The organism is Pseudomonas canadensis (assembly GCF_000503215.1).
GTDB lineage: Bacteria > Pseudomonadota > Gammaproteobacteria > Pseudomonadales > Pseudomonadaceae > Aquipseudomonas > Aquipseudomonas canadensis.
Map to the genome: position 1 here is coordinate 425,844 of NZ_AYTD01000001.1, position 26,391 is coordinate 452,234.

The 26,391-nt window shown below is 61.2% G+C and carries 23 protein-coding genes; 17 read left to right on the plus strand and 6 right to left on the minus strand.

Annotation, left to right across the window (positions count from 1 at the left end):
- Positions 1-70: 70 nt before the first annotated feature.
- Together parC and U367_RS0101845 are read left to right on the plus strand one after the other, a co-directional pair.
- Positions 71-2,335, plus strand: a complete 2,265-nt coding sequence (gene parC, locus U367_RS0101840; RefSeq protein ID WP_028615499.1) for a DNA topoisomerase IV subunit A — start codon at positions 71-73, stop codon at positions 2,333-2,335.
- A gap of 176 nt (positions 2,336-2,511) precedes the next feature.
- Positions 2,512-3,222, plus strand: coding sequence for a PqiC family protein (locus tag U367_RS0101845; protein WP_028615500.1), 711 nt, complete (start codon positions 2,512-2,514; stop codon positions 3,220-3,222).
- 158 nt (positions 3,223-3,380) lie between these two features.
- Here U367_RS0101845 and U367_RS0101850 read toward each other — a convergent pair whose 3' ends face one another.
- Positions 3,381-4,883, minus strand: coding sequence for an AhpA/YtjB family protein (locus U367_RS0101850; RefSeq protein ID WP_028615501.1), 1,503 nt, complete (start codon positions 4,881-4,883; stop codon positions 3,381-3,383).
- 133 nt (positions 4,884-5,016) lie between these two features.
- On the opposite strand from U367_RS0101850, the gene serB reads away from it, so the two are divergent.
- Entirely contained in the window at positions 5,017-6,231 is a 1,215-nt protein-coding gene (serB, locus tag U367_RS0101855) for a phosphoserine phosphatase SerB (RefSeq protein WP_028615502.1), read from the plus strand.
- Between the two features lie 130 nt (positions 6,232-6,361).
- Here the strand turns inward: serB and asd are convergent, their stop codons facing one another.
- The 3 genes from asd to U367_RS0101870 are packed head-to-tail and all read right to left on the minus strand — an operon-like array spanning position 6,362 to position 9,646.
- Entirely contained in the window at positions 6,362-7,222 is an 861-nt protein-coding gene (gene asd / locus U367_RS0101860) for an archaetidylserine decarboxylase (protein WP_028615503.1), read from the minus strand.
- Between the two features lie 15 nt (positions 7,223-7,237).
- Entirely contained in the window at positions 7,238-8,053 is an 816-nt protein-coding gene (locus U367_RS0101865) for a rhodanese-like domain-containing protein (protein WP_028615504.1), read from the minus strand.
- 57 nt (positions 8,054-8,110) lie between these two features.
- A complete protein-coding gene (locus tag U367_RS0101870; RefSeq protein ID WP_028615505.1) occupies positions 8,111-9,646 on the minus strand; it encodes an HDOD domain-containing protein in 1,536 nt (511 codons plus the stop codon).
- A 166-nt stretch (positions 9,647-9,812) separates the two neighbouring features.
- Between U367_RS0101870 and motA the strand changes: the two genes are divergently transcribed.
- A complete protein-coding gene (gene motA, locus U367_RS0101875; protein WP_016976894.1) occupies positions 9,813-10,664 on the plus strand; it encodes a flagellar motor stator protein MotA in 852 nt (283 codons plus the stop codon).
- A gap of 3 nt (positions 10,665-10,667) precedes the next feature.
- Complete coding sequence (gene motB, locus U367_RS0101880) at positions 10,668-11,687, plus strand: flagellar motor protein MotB (protein WP_028615506.1); 1,020 nt, start codon at positions 10,668-10,670, stop codon at positions 11,685-11,687.
- 159 nt (positions 11,688-11,846) lie between these two features.
- On the opposite strand, the gene rsgA is transcribed toward motB, so the two are convergent.
- Entirely contained in the window at positions 11,847-12,878 is a 1,032-nt protein-coding gene (gene rsgA / locus U367_RS0101885) for a small ribosomal subunit biogenesis GTPase RsgA (protein ID WP_003171340.1), read from the minus strand.
- Between the two features lie 108 nt (positions 12,879-12,986).
- Here rsgA and orn point away from each other — a divergent pair, with 108 nt between their 5' ends.
- Both orn and U367_RS0101895 read left to right on the plus strand, forming a co-directional pair.
- Entirely contained in the window at positions 12,987-13,529 is a 543-nt protein-coding gene (gene orn / locus U367_RS0101890; protein WP_010563317.1) for an oligoribonuclease, read from the plus strand.
- 166 nt (positions 13,530-13,695) lie between these two features.
- The gene (locus tag U367_RS0101895; protein WP_174890954.1) at positions 13,696-14,313 is read left to right on the plus strand and encodes a trimeric intracellular cation channel family protein; all 618 of its coding nucleotides are present in this window, start codon (positions 13,696-13,698) and stop codon (positions 14,311-14,313) included.
- Here U367_RS0101895 and queG read toward each other — a convergent pair.
- Positions 14,310-15,374, minus strand: coding sequence for a tRNA epoxyqueuosine(34) reductase QueG (gene queG, locus U367_RS0101900; protein WP_028615508.1), 1,065 nt, complete (start codon positions 15,372-15,374; stop codon positions 14,310-14,312). The genes U367_RS0101895 and queG overlap by 4 nt on opposite strands.
- Positions 15,375-15,437: 63 nt before the next feature.
- On the opposite strand from queG, the gene U367_RS0101905 reads away from it, so the two are divergent.
- From U367_RS0101905 to U367_RS0101950, 10 genes are all read left to right on the plus strand, one after another.
- Positions 15,438-16,298: an NAD(P)H-hydrate dehydratase gene (locus tag U367_RS0101905; protein ID WP_028615509.1), complete on the plus strand. Its 861-nt coding sequence runs from the start codon at positions 15,438-15,440 to the stop codon at positions 16,296-16,298.
- Complete coding sequence (tsaE, locus tag U367_RS0101910; RefSeq protein ID WP_028615510.1) at positions 16,286-16,756, plus strand: tRNA (adenosine(37)-N6)-threonylcarbamoyltransferase complex ATPase subunit type 1 TsaE; 471 nt, start codon at positions 16,286-16,288, stop codon at positions 16,754-16,756. The genes U367_RS0101905 and tsaE overlap by 13 nt, the downstream gene beginning before the upstream one ends.
- A 15-nt stretch (positions 16,757-16,771) precedes the next feature.
- The gene (locus tag U367_RS0101915; RefSeq protein WP_028615511.1) at positions 16,772-18,193 is read left to right on the plus strand and encodes an N-acetylmuramoyl-L-alanine amidase; all 1,422 of its coding nucleotides are present in this window, start codon (positions 16,772-16,774) and stop codon (positions 18,191-18,193) included.
- Positions 18,193-20,109, plus strand: coding sequence for a DNA mismatch repair endonuclease MutL (gene mutL / locus U367_RS0101920; RefSeq protein WP_032864089.1), 1,917 nt, complete (start codon positions 18,193-18,195; stop codon positions 20,107-20,109). The genes U367_RS0101915 and mutL overlap by 1 nt, the downstream gene beginning before the upstream one ends.
- Positions 20,109-21,080 (plus strand): tRNA (adenosine(37)-N6)-dimethylallyltransferase MiaA, encoded by a 972-nt coding sequence (miaA, locus tag U367_RS0101925; RefSeq protein WP_028615513.1) that lies wholly within the window; start codon positions 20,109-20,111, stop codon positions 21,078-21,080. The genes mutL and miaA overlap by 1 nt, the downstream gene beginning before the upstream one ends.
- Positions 21,081-21,174: 94 nt before the next feature.
- Positions 21,175-21,435 carry an RNA chaperone Hfq gene (hfq, locus tag U367_RS0101930; RefSeq protein WP_028615514.1) on the plus strand — a complete coding sequence of 87 codons (261 nt, stop codon included), beginning with the start codon at positions 21,175-21,177 and terminating at the stop codon, positions 21,433-21,435.
- A gap of 12 nt (positions 21,436-21,447) precedes the next feature.
- Positions 21,448-22,749, plus strand: coding sequence for a ribosome rescue GTPase HflX (hflX, locus tag U367_RS0101935; protein WP_016976905.1), 1,302 nt, complete (start codon positions 21,448-21,450; stop codon positions 22,747-22,749).
- 96 nt (positions 22,750-22,845) lie between these two features.
- A complete protein-coding gene (hflK, locus tag U367_RS0101940; protein ID WP_028615515.1) occupies positions 22,846-24,021 on the plus strand; it encodes an FtsH protease activity modulator HflK in 1,176 nt (391 codons plus the stop codon).
- Positions 24,021-24,887, plus strand: coding sequence for a protease modulator HflC (gene hflC / locus U367_RS0101945; RefSeq protein ID WP_010213607.1), 867 nt, complete (start codon positions 24,021-24,023; stop codon positions 24,885-24,887). Before hflK ends, hflC begins: the two co-directional genes overlap by 1 nt.
- 294 nt (positions 24,888-25,181) lie before the next feature.
- A complete protein-coding gene (locus U367_RS0101950) occupies positions 25,182-26,369 on the plus strand; it encodes an ATP phosphoribosyltransferase regulatory subunit (protein WP_028615516.1) in 1,188 nt (395 codons plus the stop codon).
- Positions 26,370-26,391: the final 22 nt, after the last annotated feature.

Here is a 26,391-nt window from a genome sequence, read left to right on the forward strand (position 1 = left end):
CCTGTTTTTTTGAATTGACCCGGTGCAGCGGCAGTTCCGCAGCACCTTACCCGACCATGATGAGGCCCGCATGAGTGACATCCTCGCAGACAGCTTAGATGGCGTAGAACGCCGGTCGCTGGCTGACTTCACCGAAAATGCCTACCTCAACTACTCCATGTACGTGATCATGGACCGTGCCTTGCCGCATATCGGCGACGGCCTCAAGCCCGTACAACGGCGCATCATCTACGCCATGAGTGAGTTGGGCCTGGACGCTGATTCCAAGCACAAGAAGTCGGCGCGTACCGTCGGTGACGTGCTCGGTAAGTTCCACCCCCACGGCGATTCAGCCTGCTACGAAGCGATGGTGCTGATGGCGCAGCCGTTCAGCTATCGCTACACACTGGTAGACGGCCAGGGCAACTGGGGTGCGCCGGACGATCCCAAATCGTTCGCTGCGATGCGATACACCGAAGCGCGTCTGTCGCGTTATTCGGAAGTCCTGCTGAGCGAATTGGGCCAGGGCACCGCCGACTGGGGGCCTAATTTCGACGGCACCCTCGACGAGCCGCTGGTGTTGCCGGCACGTTTGCCGAACATCCTGCTCAATGGCACCACCGGTATTGCTGTGGGTATGGCCACTGACGTGCCGCCGCATAACCTGCGTGAAGTCGCCACCGCCTGCGTGCGCTTGCTCGATGAGCCCAAAGCCACGGTAGAACAGCTCTGCGAGCACATCCAGGGGCCGGATTACCCGACCGAAGCGGAAATCATCACGCCGCGCGCCGACCTGCTGAAGATGTACGAAACCGGCAAGGGTTCGGTGCGTATGCGCGCTGTTTACCACATCGAAGATGGCGACATTATCGTCACCGCGTTGCCGCACCAGGTGTCCGGTGCCAAGGTGCTGGAGCAGATCGCCGCGCTGATGCAGGCCAAACCGTCGAAATTGCCGCAGGTTGCCGACCTGCGTGACGAATCCGACCACGAAAACCCTTGCCGCATTGTGATCATCCCGACCAACAGCCGGGTCGACCACGAAGTGCTGATGCAGCATCTGTTTGCCAGCACGGACCTGGAGTCCAGCTACCGGGTCAACGTCAACATCATCGGCCTGGACGGCAAGCCGCAGCTGAAAAACCTGCGCAACCTGCTGGTGGAGTGGCTGGAGTTCCGGGTCAACACCGTGCGTCGCCGCCTCCAATTCCGCCTGGATAAGGTCGAGCGACGCCTGCACCTGTTGGACGGCTTGCTGATTGCCTACCTCAACCTGGATGAAGTGATCCACATCATCCGTACCGCCGAGCACCCGAAAGCCGAGTTGATTGCGCGTTTCGAGTTGAGCGAGATTCAGGCTGACTACATCCTCGACACCCGCTTGCGTCAGTTGGCGCGACTGGAAGAAATGAAGCTGCGCGACGAACAGGACGCGCTGCTCAAGGAGCAAGCCAAGCTGCAAGCGCTGCTGGGCAGCGAAGCCAAGCTGAAGAAGCTGGTGCGCAGCGAGCTGATCAAAGACGCCGAAACCTACGGCGATGACCGTCGTTCGCCGATCGTGCAGCGCGCAGAAGCGAAAGCGCTGACAGAAACCGAGTTGCTGCCAAACGAGAAAATTACCGTCGTTCTGTCGGAAAAGGGTTGGGTTCGCTCCGCCAAAGGGCATGATATTGACGCCACTGGCTTGTCGTACAAGGCGGGTGACGGGTTCAAGACCGCTGCCGCCGGGCGTTCCAACCAGTTTGCGGTGTTTATCGATTCCACCGGGCGCAGTTATTCGGTACCGGCCCACACCTTGCCGTCTGCACGGGGGCAGGGTGAGCCATTGACCGGGCGCCTGACGCCGCCGCCAGGGGCGAATTTCGAGTGCGTGCTGCTGCCGGACGACGATGCGCTGTACGTGATCGCCTCCGACGCGGGCTACGGGTTTGTGGTGAAAGGTGAAGACCTGCAGGCCAAGAACAAGGCGGGCAAGGCTCTGCTGAGCTTGCCTAACAACGCCAAGGTGATCCTGCCGCGGCCGGTGGACGACCGAGAGAGCAACTGGCTGGCGTCGGTGACCACCGAGGGGCGTTTGCTGGTATTCAAGATCAGCGACCTGCCGCAGTTGGGCAAAGGCAAGGGCAACAAGATCATTGGCATTCCCGGCGAGCGAGTGGCCAGTCGCGAAGAGTATGTGACCGACATCGCAGTGATCCCGGAAGGCGCGACGTTGGTGCTTCAGGCCGGTAAACGTACCCTGTCGTTGCGTCCTGACGACCTTGAGCATTACAAGGGTGAGCGCGGTCGGCGTGGTAACAAATTGCCTCGTGGCTTCCAGCGCGTGGATGCTTTGCTGGTGGAAACGCCGGTTTAACGCGTATTAGAGCCCTCGATCTACGATTTAACGCGTAGATCGACGCTTTGGCGCTGGAGTCATGGCGCATATTCACGGATGATATGGCCTTTCCAGCGCCGGCGTGGCCGAGCGTGTTTAGGTTATTTTTAGTATTACATTGTGGTTCGCCTTGTGGCAGCCACCTGGATGGGATGATGACTGCTCCACGCCTTCCTTTATTTTTCGTGCTCGCTGGCCTTTTGGGGCTGGCGGGTTGCAGCACACATCAACCGGTGTCGCTGTACCAGCTGGACAGCGGAAGTCCGGCTCAACCTGCACAGACCGCCGGCATGGCCGTCTTGCTGGGCCCGGTAGTTGTCGCCGACTACCTGCAGCGCGAAACCCTTCTACAACGTCAGAACGACGGCAGCCTGCAAGGTTCCACCGATGGTCGTTGGGCGGGCAGTTTGTCGTCCGACATCAACCAATTGATGTTGCGTCAGGTCGCAGGTCAGCTGGACAGCCAGCGTGTGGTGCTGGCGCCCGCGCCGACCGGGTTTACTCCGGACGTGCAGGTGTTGCTGACGATCACCCGTCTTGACTCCGGTACGTCGCAGCCGGCGATTCTCGATGCGCAATGGCGCTTGATCGATCGTCGTGGCCAGGTACGCGATAACCGCATCGTGCACCTGCAGGAGCAGCACACCGGCACCACCGCGTCCCAGGTCCAGGCCCAGGGCGTGTTGTTGCAACATCTGGCACAGCAGTTGTCGGTGGCCCTCAAGCCATTGGCCAACCAACCGCCGATTGCCGAAGCGCCGCGCAAGCAGAGCGCCCCGGCGCAGGCTAAGCCGGCAGAACCGCAGAAGCCGAAGATGCCAATGGCGACGCCGATTCGCACGGATATGGAAGTGTTCAGGTTCTGATCTGAATCGCAGATACAAAAAAGGCCCGCTGATTCAGCGGGCCTTTTTATTGGCTGTAAACCCGATCCCTGTAGGAGCCGGCTTGCCGGCGATAAGGTCGTCGAGGCCGGTGGTGATGGTGATATGGCCATCGCCGGCAAGCCGGCTCCTACATAAGATCAGGGCTTGCGGGTCTCGTGCATCCGCGCCAACTGCCGCTCCAGCATCGAGGGATACGGCTCCATCAACCGCTCCACACAGCTTGCACCCTCTGGGCTGGCAATCGGGCGGATGCGTGCGCGCTGGCGGATCAGTGTGTCTTCACTGATCTTACGTTCCACCAGCAACAGGTTGCGGCTGTGCTGCGACAGCGCCAGGGCGTCTTGGGCGCTTTCGGTGAGCAGCAGGTCGATCTGGCTCATGCCAAACAGGTCATCGCTCACCGTCAGGCCCAACTGCAGTTGCAGCGTGATGCCACTGTCGGCCACTTCGATCTGCAGGGCATGGCCCAGGGCGCGAAGCAACTCGCCGCAGCAGATGGCGTTGGTCAGGTAGTCTTCGCCGCTGTCTTCACTGTGGAACAGCATCAGCGTGCTGCCGTCGTTCAGGGTGTGCAGCTCGCTCTGGTACAGCGAAGCGGCCTGGTCGAGGCAGTCGCGGTAGCGCTCCAGCAGCTCGGTCAGGCGTGCGCGGGGCAGGCGACGCAGCTGGTCCTGAGCGCCCAGTTGCACAGCCAATACGGCGCTGAACTGGGGTTCGGTGTTCTTCACCGGAACTGGCTTCGGTGCGACGGCCGGTTCGCTGGCCGAGGTGTCGCGCAGGTCGGCGAAGGGGTCTTCGTCGTCCAGCTCGTCTTCTTCGGCTTTGAACGCCTGGCGGGTGGCAGGCTTCAGGCCCGCTACCGGCGCTTCTTGCACTTCAAACGCAGGCTCGTCGTCGTAGTCTGTTTCGTCGAACTCAGGCTCTGGCTCTACTTCGCGCACCACCGGTTCCGGGGCGAAACTGGCGTGCAACTGGCGGGCGAGGTCACCGATCTCATCCTGGCGTTCAGTGGCCGGGGTGTGTTCGTCGATATCGCGCAGCCAGATGCGCAACTGCATCAGTGGCGTGGAGATGTGTCGACCCAGGCGCAGACTCAACGCCAACGCCAGTGCCAGCAGGATCGCGCTCAAGATGCCCATGCTTTGCAGGCTGATGGTCATCGGCTGCTGGAATTGCTGCATGTCCAGGCTGATGCGCAGTTGGCCGGCCTTCACATCCTGAAACGTAATATTGCTCTGGTAGAGACCTTCGGCTTCACCCAGCAGGCCGTTTTTCGGGCGTTGCCCGGCTTCGGCCATGATCCGGTTGTCCACGCTGTAGATGGCGGCGTGGGCCACCAGCGGGTTCTTGGTCAGGTTGTTGAGCAGCACGTTGAGGCTGAGGATGTCATTGGACACCAACAACTCAGTCGCCGAGGTGGCGGTCTGGGTGGTCAAGCTCTCGCCCAGGGCGTCGGCTTGCTCATGCATGGCCTGTTTGAACTGCAAACCCATCACGCAGGCGTAGATCACCAGGGCCAGGGCGACCAGGATCACGTTATGGCTGGCGATGCGTAATGCGATCGGTACACGGCGGTGGCGCAGTGCCCGGAAGATCAGCAGGAAGAAATTATCGGTTTTTACTGGCGTGGGCCGGTTCACTTGCGCTCGGCTCTTGGTCCGTGAAGTTGACGCGCAGTATAGCGACAGCCCTAGAACCGGCAAAGCGCTGGCTGTGCCCGATGGTCACTGAAAGTGGGTAGAATGCGGTTTTTTTCCAGCCTGGGGGTGCGCCTTGCGCGAAATTGTCCTGATAAACATCACGGGGGAAGACCGCCCAGGTCTGACCGCAGCCATTACCGGTGTTCTGGCCCAGGGTGGTGTGAACATTCTCGACATCGGTCAGGCGGTGATCCACGACACCTTGTCCTTCGGCATCCTGGTCGAGATCCCGAGCACTGAACAGGCGTCTTCGGTGCTCAAGGACATCCTGTTTACGGCGTACAAGCTGGATCAACAGGTGCGTTTCACCCCGGTCTCCGAAGAGGACTACCAGCAATGGGTCGCCGGCCAGGGCAAGAAACGCCACATCGTGACGCTGCTGACCCGCAAGGTCACCGCCGAACAGTTGCAGCGCGTCAGCTCCATTACTGCGCAATACGGCCTGAATATCGACCATATTGACCGTCTGTCGGGTCGTATGCCGCTGGACACCCCGGCCGACAAAGGCAAGGGCTGCATCGAGTTCTCCGTGCGCGGTGAACCGGCCGACCCGCAAGCCCTCCGCGCCGAGTTCCTCAGCGTGGCCCAGGAGCTGAATGTCGATATCGCGTTCCAGGAAGACTCGCTGTTCCGCCGCAACCGCCGTCTGGCGGTGTTCGACATGGACTCCACGCTGATCGAGGCTGAAGTCATCGACGAGTTGGCCAAAGCCGCCGGTGTGGGCGAGCAGGTTTCCGAAATCACCGAGCGCGCCATGGCCGGTGAGCTGGATTTCCGCGCCAGCTTCAAGGAGCGCCTCGCGCTGCTCAAAGGTCTGGATGTGAGCGTGCTGGACTCCATCGGCGCCTCCCTGCGCCTGACCGAAGGCGCCGAGACCCTGTTCGCCGAACTCAAGCGCCTGGGTTACAAGACCGCGATCCTGTCGGGTGGCTTCACCTACTTCGCCAAGCAATTGCAGGCCAAGCTGGGCATTGACTACGTGTTCGCCAATGAGCTGGAAGTGGTGGATGGCAAGGTGACCGGCGTGGCCGTGGAGCCGATTGTTGACGCGCAGCGCAAGGCGGACCTGTTGAAGGAGTTGGCCCACAAGGAAGGGTTGCGTCTGGAACAGACCATTGCGGTCGGCGACGGTGCGAATGACCTGCCGATGCTGGCGATCGCCGGGTTGGGTGTGGCGTTCCGTGCCAAGCCGCTGGTGAAACAGTCGGCCAAGCAGGCGATTTCGACGCTGGGGCTCGATGGCGTGCTGTATCTGCTGGGCTTCCGCGACCGCGACGGCCAGCTTTAGGCCGTCACGCCACCCCCTGTAGGAGCGAGCTTGCTCGCGAAAATCGTCAACGATTACACGGGCATTCTGGATGCCCGCGGTGTTCTTGAGTTCTTCGCGAGCAAGCTCGCTCCTACAGGGTCTGTGTCGATCAGGCTTTAGGTGCGGCGATGCCTTGGCCCATCTGTACCGGAGTACCAGCGGCCAGTTCTTCAGCCCACTTCACCTGATCCGGCCCGAACAGTACGATTGCGGTCGAACCCAGCTTGAAGCGACCCAACTCCGCACCTTTTTCCAGATGAATCGGCGCACGTGCAGCCTCGTCGTAGCGGAAGGTTTTCAGCTCGCGCTTCGGCGGTGTCACCAGGCCGGCCCATACGGTTTCAATCGACGCGACGATCATCGCGCCCACCAATACCACGGCCATCGGGCCGCGTTCGGTGTCGAAAATGCAGGCAACGCGCTCGTTGCGCGCGAACAGTTCAGGTACGTTTTCAGCGGTAGTCTGGTTCACCGAGAAGATGCGACCCGGGATGTAGACCATCTCACGCAGCGTGCCGGCCAGCGGCATGTGCACCCGGTGGTAGTCCTTCGGCGACAGATAGATGGTGGCGAAATCACCACCCATGAACGGCGCTGCTACGGCCGAATCACCACCTAGCAACTCCAGCACGCTGAAGCTGTGGCCCTTGGCCTGGAACACCCGGCCATGCTCGATCGGGCCCAGTTGGCTGACCGCACCATCGGCAGGGCTCAACACCGCGCCTGGGGTTTGATCCAGTGGGCGCGCGCCGTCTTTCAGGGCGCGGGTGAAGAAGGCATTGAAGTGCTCGTAAGCGGTCAGGTCCTCAACCAGGGCTTGGGACATGTCCACTTGATAACGCTTGGCGAACCACGTGGTGAACGCATTTTTGAACCAGCGCACGCGGCACTCGGCAACGCAACCGGCCAGGCGCGACAGCAAGTGGTGCGGCAGCAAGTACTGGCTGAGGATAAACAACTGCTTTTTCATAACTGTCCTTAAACCTTAAATCTCGACGGGGGTGTCGGGGTGGTTGCCCCATTCGCCCCAGGAACCGGCATAACCTTTGACTCGCGGATAACCGAGCGCCTTGGCCACCAGGTAGGTGAAGCCAGAGCGGTGGTGAGTCTGGCAGTGGGTGATGATTTCTTTGTCGCGGGTCAGCCCGAGGTCTTCGAGGATCTGCGGCATGTCACGGCGGATACGCAGGTTGCGCGTCTTGTCCATGCCGGCGGTCCATTCGAAGTTCACCGCGCCGGGGATGTGTCCGCCTTTGGCTGCGAGGACCTTCTCGCCGGAGTACTCCAGCGGACCGCGTGCGTCCCAGATGCCCAGGTCGGCAGCGCCCAAGCGGCTTTGCAGGTATTCGCGGGTGGCGGTGGGGCCGTCGTGCAGCGTGAGGCTGACCGGGCCGCCGACGGGGGCGGGCACCTCGGTCGAGACCGGGTGCTTTTCTTCCAGCCAGGCCAGCAGGCCGCCGTCCAGGTAGTGGTACTTCTGGTGGCCGATCACGTCGAGCATCCAGATGAATCGTCCGGCCCAGCCGCCGCCTTCGTCGTCGTAGACCACGTAGGTGGCGTCCGGGGTATGACCCAGTTCGCCGAACAGTTTCTCAAGATCAGCCTTGTTGGGCAGCAGGCCGGGCGCCGGCGGCTGGCCCAGTTGGGTGCGCTTGGGGTCAACGAAATGCGCGCCGGGGATATGCCCTTCGGCGTAGCGGGCGGCACTGGTGAGGTCCACCAGTATCAGGTGTTCGGCATCGAGGCGACCAAGCAGGTCGCTGGATTCGATCACCAGCGGCAAGCCAGAGAAGTCAGGCATGTGAGGTCTCCTGGGCACAAATGTTGGCGATAAAAGACGGCGATTGTAGCGCAAGCATCAGGCGCTGCGGTTGGTAAAGCAGTGCAGGGCTTTCTCGATGCATTGGGCAGTTTTGCCGAAGGCCTGCACGGTGGTTTCCGAGAACGGCCCGCCGCCCTGGTCGGCCACCATCAGCATCACCACCTTGCCATTGCAGCTCAAGGAGCGCAGCAACAGGTGTTCGCCGGTGAACAGGCGGCGCAGGATCGGCGGCAGCAAAGCCGAAAACTGCGCGTGGTTTTCAGGGTTGAGGCGTACTTGGGCGGACTTTTCCAGCAAGCGCTGCAGCAACGTACTGTTGACCACATCCAGGCTCAAATTGGCCGCATCCTTGGGCAGGCCATCGGCCTGGTGCACACGCAAGGTGCTCATGGCGCGGTCAGCCATCAACAACATGACCCGCTGCATACCACTGGCCACCAGGGCCTCCTTGGCGCAGGTGGTCAGGTGCATGGCGTTGGCAAAGCGGCTAGGCTCTACCAGCAGCTCGGTGCAGCGCTTGCGCCACACGGCCAGGGCCTCGGCAGTGGGCGGCGGCGCTGGGAGCAGGCCGCGATGAATCTTCTGTACATGCCACGGCCAGATCAGCGACAGCGCCGGGTGCCAGAGGTCGGGCATCAAGGCGGTGCGGGCGCTGGTGACAGCCTGTTGGTGGACCAGTTGCTGCACCTCGCCCAAAGGCTGTTGCAGGTACAGCGCAGTGAGCAATTGCCAGCGTTCGGTGTGCGGGCAGGTCCAGGACTCCTGGGCCGACATCGCCAGGCCGTTGGCCAGCAGCACGGTGTTGGCCGGCTGGTTCAACCAGCGGCGCAGATTGGGTTCGGCGTCGAGCAATTGCTGGTGGCGCAATGGGTCGTCCTCGCGGGTGATGTGCAGCGCCTTGACCAGCAAGCGTTTCTCGCTCATCAGCAGCTTGTAGCCCTGGGATACCCAGATCGGTAAGTGCCAGGCTTCTGTCAGGGCGACGCACAGGTCCAGCAAGCGCACGCCGAACAACGCTTGCTCGACCTCGCGCGCCGATTGGCCTTTGTGGATCACCCGCAGTTCCCATTCTTCGAGGAGTTTGGGGTAGGCGACCGCCATCGGCCACAGCGGCGACAGAAACAGCAGGCTGCCCCAGTGAATGTCCTGCCACAGTCGCGCCAGGCGGCTGCCGAACAAACCGTTGGCTTGTTGCGACGCGTGCTGGCTCACCAGCAACAATTGGCGCAACGCCACGGGAATCTCGTTGGCCGGCACCGACGGCAGGCGTGCCAGCAGTTCTTCGGCGCGCTTGAGGCCCAGGCGATTGAGCGCGACTTCGAGGTTTTCCGCCGGTTCCGCCAGGCTGCCATGGGTGTGGCTGTTGGCCTCGCGCATCACGCTGAGCACGAGCGCCGGGCTGCTTTGCATCAGCTCGGCAATATCTCGCAATGAACTGCGGCTGTCGCGGATGCCTTTGCACACACGGTCGTGGCTGGCCTGGGGCACAGGCAGCAGCACATCGTCCAGGCGCTTGACCCAAGCGGCGAGAGAGGTCGGTTTTGCAGTTGGCACTGTCGTTTCATTAGCCATGATAGGGGCGCGATCATCACTTGCGGTCTACACGCCCGGAGCGGGCCGAACTGGCTTTTCGCCTTAACGGGCTATAGTCTGGCGCAGTTTTGCCGATAAGTAGAACAAGAGTTTTCTGCTACACCCAATATGTCCATGAACCCGACGGCGCAAGTACTCATCCCCTATGGCTAAAATTATCGGCATCATCGTCGTCATCGCAAGCGTGCTCGGTGGCTACGTCCTGTCCCACGGTAAAATTGCTGCGTTGATCCAGCCCTTCGAAGTGCTGATCATCGGTGGTGCGGCGTTCGGCGCATTCTTGCAGGCCAACCCCGGCTACATGACCATGCACGTGGTCAAGAAGTCCCTGGGCATGTTCGGTTCGCGCTTCACCCACACCTTCTATCTGGAGGTTCTGGGCCTGGTCTACGAGATCCTCAACAAAAGCCGCCGCGAAGGCATGATGGCCATCGAGGCTGACATCGAAGATGCCGCCGCCAGCCCGATTTTCGCCAAGTACCCGGCCGTGCTCAAAGATGAGCGCATGACCGCCTACATCTGTGACTACCTGCGCATCATGTCCTCCGGCAACATGGCCCCCCATGAGCTGGAAGGTCTGTTCGACATGGAATTGTTCAGCCTTAAAGAAGAGCTGGAGCATCCCTCCCACGCCGTGACAGGGATCGCTGACGGTATGCCGGGGTTCGGTATCGTTGCGGCGGTACTCGGTATTGTGGTGACCATGGCGTCCCTGGGTGAGGGCGACCAGGCTGCCATCGGTATGCACGTCGGTGCGGCACTGGTCGGAACCTTCTTCGGTATTCTCGCGGCCTACGGCTTCTTCGGCCCGCTGGCCACCTCCCTGGCCCATGACGCCAAGGAAGAAATCAACCTGTACGAATCGATCAAGGCCAGCTTGGTCGCCTCAGCCTCCGGCATGCCGCCGTCGCTGGCGGTGGAATTCGGCCGCAAGGTGCTGTACCCGAAACATCGCCCAAGCTTCGCCGAGCTGGAACAAGCGGTTCGCGGTCGCTAAGCCATGGAAAACAACCAGCCGATAATCATCAAGCGCGTCAAGCGCTTCGCTGCGGGGCACCATGGCGGCGCCTGGAAAATCGCCTTCGCCGACTTTGCGACGGCGATGATGGCGTTCTTTCTGGTGTTGTGGCTGATGTCCACCGCCACGCCGGAACAGAAGATCGCCATCGCCGGTTACTTCAAAGACCCGATTGGTTTCTCGGAAAGCGGCACGCCCTTCGTTATCGACCTGGGCGGTTCGCCGCAGTTGGCGCCTGAGCGCACCATCAACCCGGAAGTGCAGACCGAATCGCCCCAGGAAAAAATCCCGATCGAGCGCGACACGGTCGAGTCCATGGCCGAACAGGTCGAGCAGGAGCGCCTTGAACTGTTGCTGCAAGAACTGCAGACCAAGGTTGAGGAAAACCCGCAACTGCTGAAATTCAAGGACCAGATTTCCTTCGAGATCACGCCTGAAGGTTTGCGTATCCAGATCACCGACGCGGCCAACCGGCCGATGTTCGACTCCGGCAGTGCACGCTTGAAGCCGTACTTTGAAGACATCCTGCTGGCCATGGCCGACACCATCAAGGCAGTGCCGAACAAGATCAGCATCAGCGGCCACACCGACGCCAAGCCGTACGCAGGCCAGGGTGACTTCGGCAACTGGGAACTCTCGGCCAACCGCGCCAATGCCGCTCGCCGCGCGCTGGTAGCCGGCAGCTATCCGGACCCGCAAGTGGCGCGTGTCGTGGGCTTCGCTTCATCGCAGTTGTTTGATCATCAAGACCCGTTCAACCCGGTCAACCGCCGGATCGACATCGTAGTGCTGACCAAAAAGGCCCAGCGTGCGATTGAGGGTGATCAGCCGCCAGCGCCGCAACCCACCCAAGGTGCAGGCGCACCGGGTGAAGTACCGGTCGACCCGAACGCCATTCCGCCAGGGCAAGAGCCTCTGCCGGCGCATGAGCTGCGCCAGAAGCTGAATTTGTTTGATGATGGTGGGGTGAAGGATCCTACGGTGCCGGGTACGGGTTCGTAAGCTTTACACATAAAAAGGCCGCGATGATCGCGGCCTTTTTATACCTGCCTGTAGGAGTGAGCTTGCTCGCGAAAGCGTCAACGATAACGCGTTCATCCAGGATGCCCACGTCGTCTGTGTGTTCTTCGCGGGCAAGCTCGCTCCTACAGCGGCGGTGGTTTAGTAACTGCTCTCCGGCAAACTCGCAATAATCGACCGATAGCTATTCATCCGTTGCTGCTGCACACGCCCATCCTCCAGCGCCTTGAGCAACGCACAGCCCGGCTCGCGGTCGTGTTTGCAGTCGCGGAAGCGGCAAGTGCCGATCAGGTCGTTGAACTCGATAAAGCCCGCTTCCACATCGCTGCGGCTGACGTGGCCAAGGCCGAATTCGCGGATGCCTGGGGAGTCGATCAACTCACCGCCGCCGGGGAAATGGAACAACCGCGCGGTGGTGGTGGTGTGGGTGCCCTGGCCGGACAGTTCCGACAGCGGGCCCACACGGGTGTCGACTTCCGGCAGCAGGCTGTTGACCAGCGAGGATTTGCCCACGCCCGACTGGCCGACAAACACGCTGATGCGCCCGTCCAACTGCTGTTGCAGCTGTTCCATGCCATTGCCGTGATGCGCCGAAACTTCCAGCACCGGGTAGCCGAGCGTGCGGTATACCGCCAGCAAGGCATTCAGCGCGGGAGCGTTTTGCTCGTCGATCAGGTCGAATTTGTTCAACAGCAACAGTGGGCGAATGCCAGCGTGCTCGGCTGCGACCAGGTAGCGGTCGATCAGGTTGGCATGCGGCTCCGGCAGCGGCGCGAACACGATGACGATCATGTCGACGTTGGCCGCCACCGGCTTGAGTTGGCCGCGGCTGTCCGGGCGACGCAGTTCGGTGGTACGTGGCAACTGGGCAACGATCACGCCGATGCCCTGGTTGCCGGCGCGCCAGACCACTTTGTCGCCGGTGACCAGCGCCGGCAGGTTGGCGCGCAAGTGGCAACGGGAGACCGAGCCTGCGAGTTCGCCTTCCAGCGCCTCGACCTCGACCTGCACACCAAAGTGCGCGATCACCAGGCCCGTTTGCTCGGGGCCCAGGTCGCCGCCTTCAAGCGCTTCTACGGCGGAGGATTCACGTTTGGCGGCGCGAGCGGCGCGTTCACCTTGAATCTTTTCGATGCGCCAGTTTTGGCGACGATTGAGCTGGCGTTTGGCCATTGGTGTTCCGTGTCGATAATGCAAAGGTTGGGTAAAACGGTGGCGAGTCTAGCACGCCCCCGCCTGCTAAACTGCGCAGCTACGCCAAGGTGCCAAGAGAATCAAGCCATGCAAAACCCACAGAACCTGATTTGGATCGATCTGGAAATGACCGGTCTGAACCCCGACACCGATGTCATCATCGAGATGGCGACGATTGTCACCGACAGCAACCTCAACACCTTGGCCGAAGGTCCGGTGATCGCCATCCACCACAGCGACGCCGTGCTCGCCACCATGGACGAGTGGAACACCCGCACCCACGGTAACTCCGGCCTGACCCAGCGCGTGCGCGACAGCCGCGTCAGCATGGCCGAAGCCGAAGCCGAAACCATCGCCTTCCTGGAAAAGTGGGTGCCTAAGGGCAAGTCGCCGATCTGCGGCAACAGCATCTGCCAGGACCGTCGTTTCCTTTATACGCACATGAAGGCGCTGGAAAGCTACTTCCACTACCGCAACCTGGATGTGTCCACGCTTAAAGAGCTGGCCGCGCGTTGGGCGCCGGAAGTCAAAGACAGCTTCCATAAAGGCAGCACTCACCTGGCGTTGGACGATATCCGCGAGTCGATTGCCGAGCTGCAGCATTACCGCAAGCATTTCATCAAGGCTTGATGACCGTCATCCTGTAGGAGCCCGGCTTGCCGGCGATGGCGCCCCAAAGATCGCCATCGCCGGCAAGCCGGACGCCACAGGATCGAGTTTGCGGCAGATAATGGCTTGCCCTCTTTTGGTGCCATCAGCAAATGATTAGACTGCCGGCCTCTTTGCAAGGATCGCCATCATGCTGCTGATGCTCTACCTCATCGCCATCACTGCCGAAGCCATGACCGGCGCGCTGTCGGCCGGGCGGCGCGGCATGGACTGGTTTGGTGTAGTGCTGATCGCCTGCGTCACAGCGTTGGGCGGTGGATCGGTGCGCGACGTGCTGCTCGGGCATTACCCGCTGACCTGGGTCAAACACCCGGAGTACCTGGTGCTGACCTCGATTGCCGCACTGGTGACGATCTTTATCGCACCGCTGATGCGTCGTCTGCGCTCGTTGTTCCTGGCGCTGGACGCCGTGGGCCTGGTGGCGTTCACCCTGATTGGTTGCATGACCGCGTTGGAGATGGGCCACGGCATGCTGGTGGCGTCGGTCAGTGGTGTGATCACTGGAGTTTTCGGTGGCATCCTGCGAGACATCTTCTGCAACGATATCCCGCTGATCTTCCGCCGCGAGCTTTACGCCAGCGTGTCGTTCCTAGCCGCCTGGTTCTACATGCTCTGCCTTTATCTGGAGCTGCCCAGCGAGCAGTCGATCCTGCTGACCCTGTTCAGCGGCTTTCTATTGCGGCTGCTGGCGATCCGTTTTCACTGGGAAATGCCCAAGTTCGTCTACAACGACGACGTGCACTAGCGCGTAGCGTGCTGGTTCAGCGCCCATTCCACATGCTCTCGTACCAATTCCGAGGGGTAATCCCGGCGCGCCTTCAAGGCTTCCAGCACTGGAATGCTCGACGGCGCATTGCCCAGGCCCACCGCAAGATTGCGCAGCCAGCGCTCGTAGCCGGCGCGACGCAGCGGTGAGCCTTCGGTGCTGCTTAGGAATTTATCCTCGTCCCACATAAACAGTTCGGCCAACTCCGCGTTATCCAGATTGTGGCGTGGCTTGAAATCGCTTTCAGCGGTAGGGCGGGCGAAACGATTCCATGGGCACACGATCTGACAGTCATCGCAACCGAACACACGGTTGCCGATCAGGGGGCGCAGCTCCTCGGGGATCGCGTTCTTCAGCTCGATGGTCAGGTAGGAAATGCAGCGTCGGGCGTCCAGTACGTAAGGGCCGACGAAGGCATTGGTGGGGCAGATATCCAGGCAAGCAGTGCAACGGCCGCAATGTTCGGTGCTGTGGGGCGCGTCGATCGGCAGCGGCAAGTCGACAAACAGTTCGCTGAGGAAGAAATAGCTGCCGGCCTTGCGATTGAGGACCAGGGTGTTTTTACCGATCCAGCCCAGCCCGGCTTTTTCGGCGATGGCTTTTTCCAGCACAGGCGCGCTGTCGACAAAGGCGCGGAAGCCGAAAGGGCCGATCTGCGCTTGAATGCGGTCGGCCAGTTGCTGCACGCGCTTGCGGATCAGCTTGTGGTAGTCGCGGCCCAAGGCGTAGCGGGAGATATAGGCTTTTTCCGGCTTGGCCAGCAATTGGGCCATTTGCGTATCGCCCGGCAGGTAGTCCATGCGCAGCGACACCACGCGCAAGGTGCCCGGCACCAGTTCGTCGGGGTGGGAGCGTTTGCTGCCGTGGGCGCCCATGTAGTCCATCTCGCCGTGGTAGCCCGCGTCGAGCCAGCGTTGCAGGTGCTGCTCATGCTCGGCGAGGTCCAGGCCGCTGATGCCGACTTGTTGAAAGCCCAGCTCGCGGCCCCAGTCTTTGATCGATTGGGCGAGGGCGGGAAGATCGGACGTAATAGCAGGCATGAGACACGGGAAACCACAGGTTAGATGCGTATAATTCTGCCAGACATCGGAGCTTGAAGACGCATGCCGCAGACAAAACACGCAATAACCGACGTACAGCCCCTCTTGCACGGCCATCTGCCGCAACTGGCGGCGCGTTCCCCGGACGCCCATAAAGGCCAGTTTGGCCACCTGTTAGTCATTGGCGGCGACCGCGGCTTTGGCGGCGCAGCCTTGCTGAGCGCCGAAAGTGCCTTGCGCAGTGGTGCGGGGATGGTGTCCCTGGCGACGCGCCTGGAACACGTGTCGGCCGCTTTGGCCCGCTTGCCGGAAGTCATGACCGTCGGCGTGAGTTCGGCCAATCAACTGATGGGCCTGTTGGAAAAGATCTCGGTCATTGTGATCGGGCCTGGGCTGGGTGACGCGTCCTGGGGTAAAAGCCTGCTGTCCGTCGCCTCCAACGCGAAGCAGCCACAAGTCTGGGATGCCGACGCCTTGAACCAACTTGCCAGTGGCGGCGTCAGCTTGCCGGCCAACTGCGTGATCACCCCGCATCCAGGGGAAGCCGCGCGGTTGCTGGGTATTTCGACAGCCGAGGTTCAGGCCGATCGTCTTAAGGTGGCGCGCGCGTTGAGTCAGACATTCAATGCAGTGGCTATCCTCAAGGGGGCTGGAACTTTGATTGCCAGTCCGGACGGACGTGTTTCACGGTGTGACCAGGGCCATCCAGCGATGGCAACGGCGGGCCTGGGTGATGTCCTGGCCGGTCTGGTGGGCGCGTTGCTGGCCCAGGGCATGCCGGCTTATGAGGCAAGCTGCCTGGCCGTGTGGTTGCACGCCACGGCGGGAGATCGCCAGGGCACCTTTGGTCGCGGCTTGGCCGCCAGCGACCTGATACCCGCCATTCGTCAATTGCTGGAGGAACAGTCGCCGTGTCTGACCTAATCCTTTTCCTGGCTGATGAAGAAGCCATGGTAGCGTTCGGGCAACGCATTGCGCAGGTGACGGCCGGAGCCGGGCTGATCTTTCTGGAAGGCGATTTGGGGGCGGGCAAGACCACGCTGTCCCGAGGGATTATCCGAGGGTTGGGTCATACGGGAGCAGTAAAAAGCCCTACGTTCACCCTGGTAGAACCCTACGAGATCGGTGCAGTACGCGCCTTTCACTTTGACCTCTATCGTCTGGTGGACCCCGAAGAGCTGGAGTACATGGGGATCCGGGATTACTTCGATGAAGATGCGTTGTGCCTGATCGAGTGGCCAGATAAAGGCACAGGCTTTTTGCCAAAGCCTGACATGACCATTACCATTACGCCGCATGAGCATGGACGTCAGTTGAAGTTGTTGCCCCAGAGCACGCGCGGCCAGTCTTGGTGCGCCGCTTTGGCATTGGAATTCAAATAATTGGTGGGGTTAGGTATGCGCTTTCGCGCGTTGGTTGCTGTCGTGGGGGTGTTGCTTGCGGCAATGACTGTCAATGCTCTGGCTGCTTCACAGGTGAAAAGTGTTCGCCTGTGGCGAGCGCCGGATAACACGCGACTGGTGTTCGACCTGTCTGGCCCGGTCCAGCACAGCGTCTTTACCTTGACGTCGCCTGATCGCCTGGTGATTGACATCAACGGTGCGACCCTGGCCGCGCCGTTGAAAGTGTCCACCGCCAACACCCCGATTACCGCCATGCGCTCGGCGCAACGCACGCCGACCGACCTGCGTGTGGTGATCGACCTGAAAAAGGTCGTGACCCCAAAAAGCTTCTCCCTGGCGCCCAACGCCCAGTACGGCAACCGACTGGTGGTCGACCTGTTCGACAACGCCGCCGATGCCAACCCGCCGCCTGCACCGCCTCCAAGCGTCGCGACGGTGCCGGCGGTGCCGGTCAACCCGTCGCAACCGCAGGTCAAGCTGCCTCCGCCGCCACCGGCTCCGGCCGGCAAGCGTGACATCATCGTAGTGATCGACGCTGGTCACGGCGGTGAAGACCCGGGCGCCTCCGGCTCACGCGGCCAGCATGAAAAAGACGTGGTACTGGCGATCGCCCGTGAACTGCAGCGCCAGATCAGCGCGATGAAAGGTTATCGCGCTGAGCTGACCCGTACCGGCGACTACTTCATTCCGTTGCGTGGCCGTACCGAAATCGCACGTAAGAAGGGCGCCGACCTGTTCGTCTCGATCCATGCCGACGCCGCGCCGTCTACTGCGGCCTTCGGTGCCTCGGTGTTCGCTCTGTCGGATCGCGGCGCGACGTCCGAAACCGCGCGCTGGCTGGCCGACAGTGAAAACCGTTCTGACTTGATCGGCGGGGCCGGCAACGTCTCCCTCGATGACAAGGACAAAATGCTCGCCGGCGTGCTGCTCGACTTGTCGATGACCGCTTCGCTGACGTCCAGCTTGAACGTCGGTCAGAAAGTCCTCAGCAATATCGGCCGTGTTACCTCGCTGCACAAACAGCGCGTGGAACAAGCAGGATTCATGGTGTTGAAGTCGCCGGATATTCCGTCGATCCTGGTAGAGACCGGGTTTATCTCCAACTCCAATGAAGCCTCGAAGCTGGCCAGTGCCAGCCACCAGCAAGCGCTGGCGCGTTCCATCAGTGCCGGTGTGCGCCAGTTCTTCCAGCAGAATCCGCCACCGGGCACCTACATCGCCTGGCTGCGCGACTCCGGGAAAATCGCCCAGGGCCCGCGCGACCATCGCGTACAGCCCGGCGACACCCTGGCCATGCTGGCTGTGCGTTTCCAGGTGTCGGCCGCTACCTTGCGCAGCGCCAACAACCTGAAGACCGATGAATTGAAAGTCGGCCAGGTGTTGACCATCCCTGGCACCGAATTGGCGGCGCAGTAATGAGCGACTCGATCCTGGATAACGGCTCACGCATCGAACTGCTCAGCCCGCGCCTTGCCAACCAGATTGCGGCGGGCGAGGTTGTGGAGCGTCCGGCATCGGTGATCAAGGAACTGCTGGAAAACAGCATCGACTCCGGCGCCAAGCGCATTGATGTCGACGTGGAGCAGGGTGGCGTCAAGCTGCTGCGCGTGCGTGACGATGGCAGCGGTATCTCGTCCGACGATCTGCCGCTGGCCCTGGCCCGTCACGCCACCAGCAAGATTCGCGACCTGGAAGACCTTGAGCGGGTGATGAGCCTGGGCTTTCGTGGTGAGGCCCTGGCGTCCATCAGTTCTGTGGCGCGCTTGACCCTGACGTCCCGTACCCGCAGCGCCGAGCAGGCCTGGCAAGTTGAAACCGAAGGTCGCGACATGGCGCCTCGGGTCCAGCCGGCAGCCCATCCCGTCGGTACGTCGGTGGAAGTGCGCGACCTGTTCTTCAACACCCCGGCGCGGCGTAAATTCCTCAAGGCTGAGAAAACCGAATTCGATCACCTGCAGGAAGTCATCAAGCGCTTGGCTTTGGCTCGCTTCGATGTGGCGTTCCACCTGCGGCATAACGGCAAGACCATCCTCAGCCTGCACGAAGCCCACGATGACGCCGCGCGCGCTCGCCGTGTGTCGGCGATTTGCGGGCCGGGTTTCCTTGAGCAGGCGCTGCCGATTGAAATCGAGCGCAATGGATTGCGCCTGTGGGGGTGGGTCGGTTTGCCGACCTTCTCCCGCAGCCAGGCGGACTTGCAGTATTTCTTTGTGAATGGCCGTGCGGTGCGCGACAAGCTGGTGGCCCACGCGGTGCGCCAGGCCTATCGCGACGTGCTGTTCAACGGGCGTCATCCGACGTTTGTGCTGTTCTTCGAGGTCGACCCGTCGGTGGTAGACGTCAACGTGCACCCGACCAAGCACGAAGTACGCTTCCGTGATGGGCGCATGGTGCATGACTTCCTCTATGGCACCTTGCACCGCACGCTGGGTGATGTACGTCCGGATGATCAGCTGTCCGCGCCGATTGTGACGGCCGTGGTCCGCCCGAGTGGCCCGCAAGCCGGTGAGTTCGGCCCTCAGGGCGAAATGAGCCTGGCGGCCAACCTGCTGCAATCGCCGCAGTCGCAACCTGCCTATACCGCGCCGAATGCTGGCGCCGGCTCGGGTTATCAATACCAATATACGCCGCGCCCTCAATCGGCGGTGCCGGTGGCTGAAGCCCAGGCGGCTTACCGCGAGTTTTTCGCGCCGCTGCCAGGTGCCGAACCGGGCACGCCTGTGGCCTTGCCGGAAGGCGGTGGAGATATCCCGCCGCTGGGCTATGCGTTGGCGCAGCTGAAGGGCATCTACATTCTGGCGGAAAACGCCCATGGCCTGGTGCTGGTGGACATGCACGCCGCCCACGAGCGGATCATGTACGAACGCCTCAAGATCGCCATGGCCAGCGAAGGTCTCAGCGGCCAGCCGCTGCTGGTGCCGGAATCCCTGGCCGTCAGTCAGCGTGAGGCCGATTGTGCCGAAGAACACCACGGCGTGTTCCAGAAGCTGGGCTTTGAATTGCAGCGCCTGGGCCCGGAAACCTTGGCCATCCGCCAGATTCCTGCGTTGCTCAAACAGGCCGAGGCCAACCGCCTGGTCGCTGACGTGCTGGCGGACCTGATGGAATACGGCACCAGTGACCGCATTCAGGCGCACATCAACGAATTGCTCGGCACCATGGCCTGCCACGGCGCCATCCGCGCCAATCGTCGCCTAGCCCTGCCGGAAATGAACGGCCTGCTGCGCGACATGGAAAACACCGAACGCAGCGGGCAATGCAACCATGGCCGACCGACCTGGACCCAAATGGGCCTGGACGATCTGGACAAACTGTTCTTGCGCGGCCGTTGATGAGTGCCTTGCCCCCCGCGATCTTTCTGATGGGCCCCACGGCCGCCGGCAAGACCGACCTGGCCATCGAGCTGACCAAAGTGCTGCCGTGCGAGCTGATCAGTGTCGACTCTGCCCTGGTTTACCGGGACATGGACATCGGCACCGCCAAGCCTTCCAAAGAGCTGTTGGCCCAATACCCGCATAAGCTGATCGACATCATCGATCCGTCGCAGAGCTATTCGGCCGCGGATTTTCGCAGCGACGCCCTGGCGGCCATGGCCGACATCACCGCACGGGGCAATATTCCGCTGCTGGTGGGCGGTACGATGCTCTATTACAAGGCTTTGCAGGAAGGACTGGCGGATATGCCGCCGGCCGACGCCCAAGTGCGCGCCGAGCTGGAAGAAGAGGCTGCACGCCTTGGCTGGCAAGCCTTGCACGACCAGTTGGCCGCCGTGGACCCGGTGTCCGCTGCGCGCATTCACCCCAATGACCCCCAGCGCCTCACTCGCGCTCTGGAAGTCTGGCGTGTCAGCGGGCAGACCATGACTGAACACCGGCTGAAACAAAGTGCGCAAAGTGCTGACGCAGGCGCATCTGGCGCGTCACAATTGCCCTATACTGTGGCGAATCTGGCCATCGCTCCGGCAAATCGCCAGGTGCTGCATGATCGAATTGCACAAAGATTCACAATTATGTTGGAACAGGGGTTTGTGGACGAGGTCGTAGCTCTGCGTTCCAGAGGTGACCTGCATCCAGGGTTACCTTCGATACGTGCCGTAGGCTACCGCCAAGTCTGGGATCATCTGGATGGCAAGCTGACGTCAGCCGAAATGCAGGAGCGCGGCATCATTGCCACGCGCCAATTGGCGAAACGCCAGTTCACCTGGTTGCGCAGCTGGAGCGATTTGCACTGGCTGGACAGCCTGGACAGCGACAATCTGTCACGCGCCTTGAAATACTTGGGAACGGTCTCCATATTGAGCTGAGTCCTTGCAATTGCCGTCTATCCTTGGGGGTGTGACGGCCATAAGCTATCTATTTTCCGATTTTTTATTATTGATCCTTAAAGGAGTGCGGCACATGTCAAAAGGGCATTCGCTACAAGACCCTTACTTGAATACTTTACGTAAAGAGAAAGTGGGGGTTTCCATCTATCTGGTCAACGGTATCAAGCTGCAAGGCACGATCGAGTCGTTCGACCAGTTCGTGATCCTGCTGAAAAACACCGTCAGCCAGATGGTCTACAAGCACGCTATCTCGACAGTCGTCCCTGTTCGTCCAATCCGTCTGCCTAGCGCAGCAGGTGATGATGCAGTTGACGCTGAGCCAGGTAACGCCTGATAGGAGTCTCCTTTGTTCTTTGAGCGCCACGGTGGTGGTGAGCGAGTAATCCTCGTTCACTTGGATGGACAGGACCCTGAGGCGCGCGAAGATCCGCAGGAGTTTCAGGAGTTGGCAAATTCGGCCGGCGCCGAGACCGTTGCGTTTTTTAACGTACCGCGTCATCGGCCAACCGCCAAATTCCTGATTGGCAGCGGCAAGGTCGAGGAACTGCGCGACCTGGTGCACGCCGAAGAAGCCGATCTGGTGATCTTCAATCACGTCCTCACGCCCAGTCAGGAACGTAACCTCGAACGTGTCTTCGAGTGTCGCGTGATCGACCGTACCGGTCTGATTCTCGATATCTTCGCCCAACGCGCCCGTACCCATGAGGGCAAGCTCCAGGTTGAACTGGCCCAGCTTGACCACATGAGCACCCGCTTGGTCCGCGGCTGGACTCACCTTGAGCGTCAAGGTGGCGGCATCGGCATGCGCGGTCCGGGTGAAACCCAGCTCGAAACCGACCGACGTCTGTTGCGGGTTCGTCTGCGCCAGATCAAGGGTCGCCTCGAGAAGGTACGCAGCCAGCGTGAGCAATCGCGCCGTGGGCGTACCCGCGCGGATATCCCGACCGTGTCCCTGGTGGGCTATACCAACGCCGGCAAATCCACACTCTTCAATAACGTGACGAAATCGGACGTGTACGCGGCCGACCAACTGTTCGCCACCCTCGACCCGACTTTGCGTCGTCTGGATCTGGACGACCTGGGGCCGATTGTCCTGGCCGACACCGTGGGTTTCATTCGTCATTTGCCGCACAAGCTGGTCGAGGCATTTCGGTCTACGCTCGAAGAGTCGAGCAATTCCGACCTGCTGCTGCACGTGATCGATGCGGCCGAACCGGATCGCATGTTGCAGATTGAACAGGTGATGCTGGTGCTGGGCGAGATTGGTGCCCAGGACTTGCCGATCCTCGAGGTCTATAACAAACTCGATTTGCTTGAAGGCGTTGAGCCACAAATCCAGCGCGATGAGAACGGCAAGCCCCAGCGGGTCTGGCTGTCGGCACGTGATGGCAGTGGCCTTGAGTTGCTTGAACAGGCCATTGCCGAGTTGCTCGGCGGCGATTTGTTCGTTGGTACCTTGCGCTTGCCTCAGCGTTTTGCTCGACTGCGTGCACAGTTTTTCGAGTTGGGCGCGGTACAGAAAGAAGAACACGACGAAGAAGGTGTCAGCTTGCTGGCCGTTCGATTGCCGCGCTCGGAGCTGAATCGGCTGGTCAGCCGTGAGGGCGTTGTACCGACAGAGTTCATCGAACAACACACTTTGCAATAAAAGCCTCCTAAAGCGGTTGTGCCGCAGTGGCAGGCATTCTGTAGCATTGGTCGGCGCGCCGTGGGTGCGTCTTTGCTTTATCAGATGGAGAGCGCTATGGCTTGGAATGAGCCGGGTGGCAACTCGAATAATCAGGATCCTTGGGGTGGTAAACGCCGCAATAATGGCGACCGCAAGGGGCCACCAGATCTCGACGAGGCCTTCCGAAAGCTGCAGGAAAGCCTGAATGGGTTGTTCGGTGGTGGAAAAAAACGGGGTGGTGACGACGGCGGTCGCACAAGCAAGGGCGGCGGCTATGGCCTGCTGGGCCTGGGTCTTGTCGTGCTGGCGGCCGTATGGCTGTACAGCGCCGTGTACGTGGTGGACGAGCAGGAGCAGGCCGTGGTGCTGCGCTTCGGCAAGTACTACGAGACTGTCGGCCCTGGGCTGAACATCTATTTCCCGCCGATCGACAAGAAGTACATGGAAAATGTCACGCGTGAGCGTGCCTACACCAAGCAGGGCCAGATGCTGACCGAAGACGAGAACATCGTCGAAGTGCCGCTGACCGTGCAGTACAAGATCAGCAACCTGCAGGACTTCGTGCTGAACGTTGATCAGCCGGAAATCAGCCTGCAACACGCTACCGAAAGTGCCCTGCGCCATGTCGTCGGTTCGACCGCGATGGACCAGGTGCTGACCGAAGGTCGTGAATTGATGGCCAGCGAGATCAAGGAGCGCCTGCAACGGTTCCTCGATACCTATCGCACCGGTATTACCGTCACCCAGGTCAACGTACAGAGCGCAGCTGCACCGCGCGAAGTGCAGGAAGCCTTCGATGACGTGATCCGTGCCCGTGAAGACGAGCAGCGTTCGCGCAACCAGGCTGAAACCTACGCCAACGGTGTCGTACCGGAAGCCCGTGGTCAGGCCCAGCGTATCCTCGAGGATGCCAACGGTTACCGCGACGAAGTGGTCTCTCGCGCCAAGGGTGAGGCGGATCGCTTTACCAAGCTGGTCGCCGAGTACCGCAAGGCGCCGGAAGTCACGCGTGAGCGTCTGTACCTGGACACCATGCAGGAAGTCTTCAGCAACACCAGCAAGGTTCTCGTGACCGGCAGCAAAGGTGGGCAGAACAACCTGCTGTACCTGCCGCTGGACAAGATGATCGAAGGTGGTCGTAGCAGCACCAGCGCACCGTCCACCGGTTCCAATGCCGCTGCCAACGAAGCGAGCGCCCGTGCGGCCGCTGACTTGCTGCAACAGCAAACACGTACCAGGGAGAGTCGTTGATGAGCAATAAATCGCTGACCGCCCTGATTGTGGGCGTCGTCGTGGTCATCGCTGCCTGGAACTGCTTCTACATCGTGGCTCAGACCGAGCGTGCGGTGCTGCTGCAATTCGGTCGCGTGGTCCAGGCAGATGTCCAGCCGGGCTTGCATGTGAAAGTCCCCTACGTCAACCAGGTGCGCAAGTTCGACGCCCGCCTGATGACCCTGGATGCACCGACACAGCGCTTCCTGACCCTGGAAAAGAAAGCCGTGATGGTTGACGCCTACGCCAAGTGGCGCGTCAAGGATGCCGAGCGCTTCTACACCGCGACCTCCGGCCTCAAGCAGATTGCCGACGAGCGCTTGTCGCGCCGTCTGGAGTCGGGTCTGCGTGACCAGTTTGGTAAGCGCACCCTGCATGAGGTGGTATCCGGTGAGCGCGACGCGCTGATGGCTGACATCACGCGTTCGTTGAATACGATGGCGGAAAAAGAGCTGGGCATCGAAGTGGTTGATGTCCGGGTCAAGGCGATCGACCTGCCGAAGGAAGTGAACCGCAGCGTGTTCGAGCGTATGAGCACCGAGCGTGAGCGTGAAGCCCGTGAGCACCGCGCCAAGGGTAACGAGCTGGCAGAAGGTATCCGTGCGGATGCCGACCGTCAGCGCCGTGTACTGTTGGCCGAAGCTTATCGCGAGTCTGAAGAGGCCCGTGGTGATGGCGATGCTCAAGCTGCGGCGATCTACGCCAAGGCCTACGGCCAGGACCAGGAGTTCTACGCGTTCTACCGTAGCCTGCGCGCCTACCGTGAAAGCTTCGCGAACAAAACCGACGTCATGGTGTTGGACCCAAGCAGCGACTTCTTCCGCTACCTGGAAAAGTCCAAGTAACCGGCCTGTGATTCTGTAGGTTTCACTCCCGTCGGGCGGCTAAAACGCCTGGCGGGGTGATCCTTTCAGAAAACGGGTGTATGATGCGGCAGCCGGGAAATTCCCGGCTTTTTTGCGTCTGCATGTTTGATTCGGCAGGCGTGACAGGTTTTTCGAGGAAAGTGCCCGACGAGGCCGATTACAGGCCGTTCGTCACGTCGCTCTTGCGCGTGGTTTATGCAGGGGGCGGGTGTTTTCTGCTTCACTCAAGGCTCGGCCGAGGGCTGGCCGCCCGGATCAAAGGGGAATGGCGTAATGGCAACGGTAGACCGCTGGCTGCTGCCAGATGGTATCGAAGAAGTACTGCCACCAGAAGCTGCGCGCATTGAAGTAGCGCGCCGCCAGGTGTTGGATCTGTTCCAGAGCTGGGGTTACGAGTTTGTCGTGACCCCCCATATCGAGTACCTGGAATCGCTGCTGACCGGCGCGGGCCAGGACCTGGATCTGCGCACCTTCAAGGTCATCGACCCGCAATCGGGCCGGCAAATGGGTTTCCGTGCCGACATCACGCCGCAAGTGGCGCGCATCGATGCGCACACCCTGCGCCGAGAAGGTCCGAGCCGCCTGTGCTACGCCGGCAGTGTGCTGCATGCACAGCCGCGTGCCTTGTCGTCGTCCCGTAGCCCGATTCAACTGGGCGCTGAGTTGTACGGCGATGCCAGCCCGAGCAGCGACGTTGAAGTGATCAGCTTGATGCTGGCCATGCTGCAACTGGCCGACGTGCCGGATGTCCACATGGACCTGGGTCACGTCGGTATCTACCGTGGCCTGGCCCGTGCGGCCGGTTTGTCCGGTGAAGTGGAACAACAGCTGTTCGATGCCCTGCAACGCAAGGCCATCGATGAAGTGATTGCCCTGACGGCGGGTGTGCCTGCCGATCTGGCTGACATGCTGCGTGCACTGGTCGACCTGTGCGGCGGCCGTGAAGTGCTGGTGGCTGCCCGTGAGCGCCTGGCCAAGGCGCCGGCGCCGGTGCTGGCTGCGCTGGACGACGTGCTGGCGATTGCCGAGCAGTTGTCGGCGCGCTTCCCGGAGCTGCCGCTGTACTTTGACCTGGGTGAGTTGCGCGGCTACCACTACCACACCGGTGTGGTGTTCGCTGTATTTGTACCGGGTGTTGGCCAAGCCATCGCCCAGGGTGGTCGTTATGACGATATCGGCGCCGACTTTGGTCGTGCGCGTCCGGCCACTGGTTTCTCCACCGATTTGAAAACCCTGGTGACCCTGGGGCGTGCTGAGGTCGAGCTACCGTCTGGTGGCATTTGGATGCCCGACAGTACGGACGCAGCACTCTGGCAGCAGGTTTGCCAGTTGCGCAGTGAGGGTCAGCGTGTCGTCCAGGCTTTGCCTGGGCAGCCATTGGCCGCCGCCCGTGATGCGGACTGCGACCGGCAATTGATTCTGCAGAACGGGCTTTGGCAAGTATCGCCACTGGCTTCTTGAGTTTTCCTGCCGGCCATCGCCG

What these genes read in the sequence shown, in the direction of transcription:
- queG (WP_028615508.1), bottom strand. Translation starts at nt 15,374, where the DNA reads ATGCCTGCTATTACGTCCGATCTTCCCGCCCTCGCCCAATCGATCAAA.
- hfq (WP_028615514.1), top strand. Translation starts at nt 21,175, where the DNA reads ATGTCAAAAGGGCATTCGCTACAAGACCCTTACTTGAATACTTTACGT.
- U367_RS0101950 (WP_028615516.1), top strand. Translation starts at nt 25,182, where the DNA reads ATGGCAACGGTAGACCGCTGGCTGCTGCCAGATGGTATCGAAGAAGTA.
- motB (WP_028615506.1), top strand. Translation starts at nt 10,668, where the DNA reads ATGGAAAACAACCAGCCGATAATCATCAAGCGCGTCAAGCGCTTCGCT.
- hflC (WP_010213607.1), top strand. Translation starts at nt 24,021, where the DNA reads ATGAGCAATAAATCGCTGACCGCCCTGATTGTGGGCGTCGTCGTGGTC.
- miaA (WP_028615513.1), top strand. Translation starts at nt 20,109, where the DNA reads ATGAGTGCCTTGCCCCCCGCGATCTTTCTGATGGGCCCCACGGCCGCC.
- U367_RS0101915 (WP_028615511.1), top strand. Translation starts at nt 16,772, where the DNA reads ATGCGCTTTCGCGCGTTGGTTGCTGTCGTGGGGGTGTTGCTTGCGGCA.
- U367_RS0101865 (WP_028615504.1), bottom strand. Translation starts at nt 8,053, where the DNA reads ATGCCTGACTTCTCTGGCTTGCCGCTGGTGATCGAATCCAGCGACCTG.
- motA (WP_016976894.1), top strand. Translation starts at nt 9,813, where the DNA reads ATGGCTAAAATTATCGGCATCATCGTCGTCATCGCAAGCGTGCTCGGT.
- U367_RS0101845 (WP_028615500.1), top strand. Translation starts at nt 2,512, where the DNA reads ATGACTGCTCCACGCCTTCCTTTATTTTTCGTGCTCGCTGGCCTTTTG.
- asd (WP_028615503.1), bottom strand. Translation starts at nt 7,222, where the DNA reads ATGAAAAAGCAGTTGTTTATCCTCAGCCAGTACTTGCTGCCGCACCAC.
- rsgA (WP_003171340.1), bottom strand. Translation starts at nt 12,878, where the DNA reads ATGGCCAAACGCCAGCTCAATCGTCGCCAAAACTGGCGCATCGAAAAG.
- orn (WP_010563317.1), top strand. Translation starts at nt 12,987, where the DNA reads ATGCAAAACCCACAGAACCTGATTTGGATCGATCTGGAAATGACCGGT.
- U367_RS0101870 (WP_028615505.1), bottom strand. Translation starts at nt 9,646, where the DNA reads ATGGCTAATGAAACGACAGTGCCAACTGCAAAACCGACCTCTCTCGCC.
- U367_RS0101905 (WP_028615509.1), top strand. Translation starts at nt 15,438, where the DNA reads ATGCCGCAGACAAAACACGCAATAACCGACGTACAGCCCCTCTTGCAC.
- parC (WP_028615499.1), top strand. Translation starts at nt 71, where the DNA reads ATGAGTGACATCCTCGCAGACAGCTTAGATGGCGTAGAACGCCGGTCG.
- mutL (WP_032864089.1), top strand. Translation starts at nt 18,193, where the DNA reads ATGAGCGACTCGATCCTGGATAACGGCTCACGCATCGAACTGCTCAGC.
- hflK (WP_028615515.1), top strand. Translation starts at nt 22,846, where the DNA reads ATGGCTTGGAATGAGCCGGGTGGCAACTCGAATAATCAGGATCCTTGG.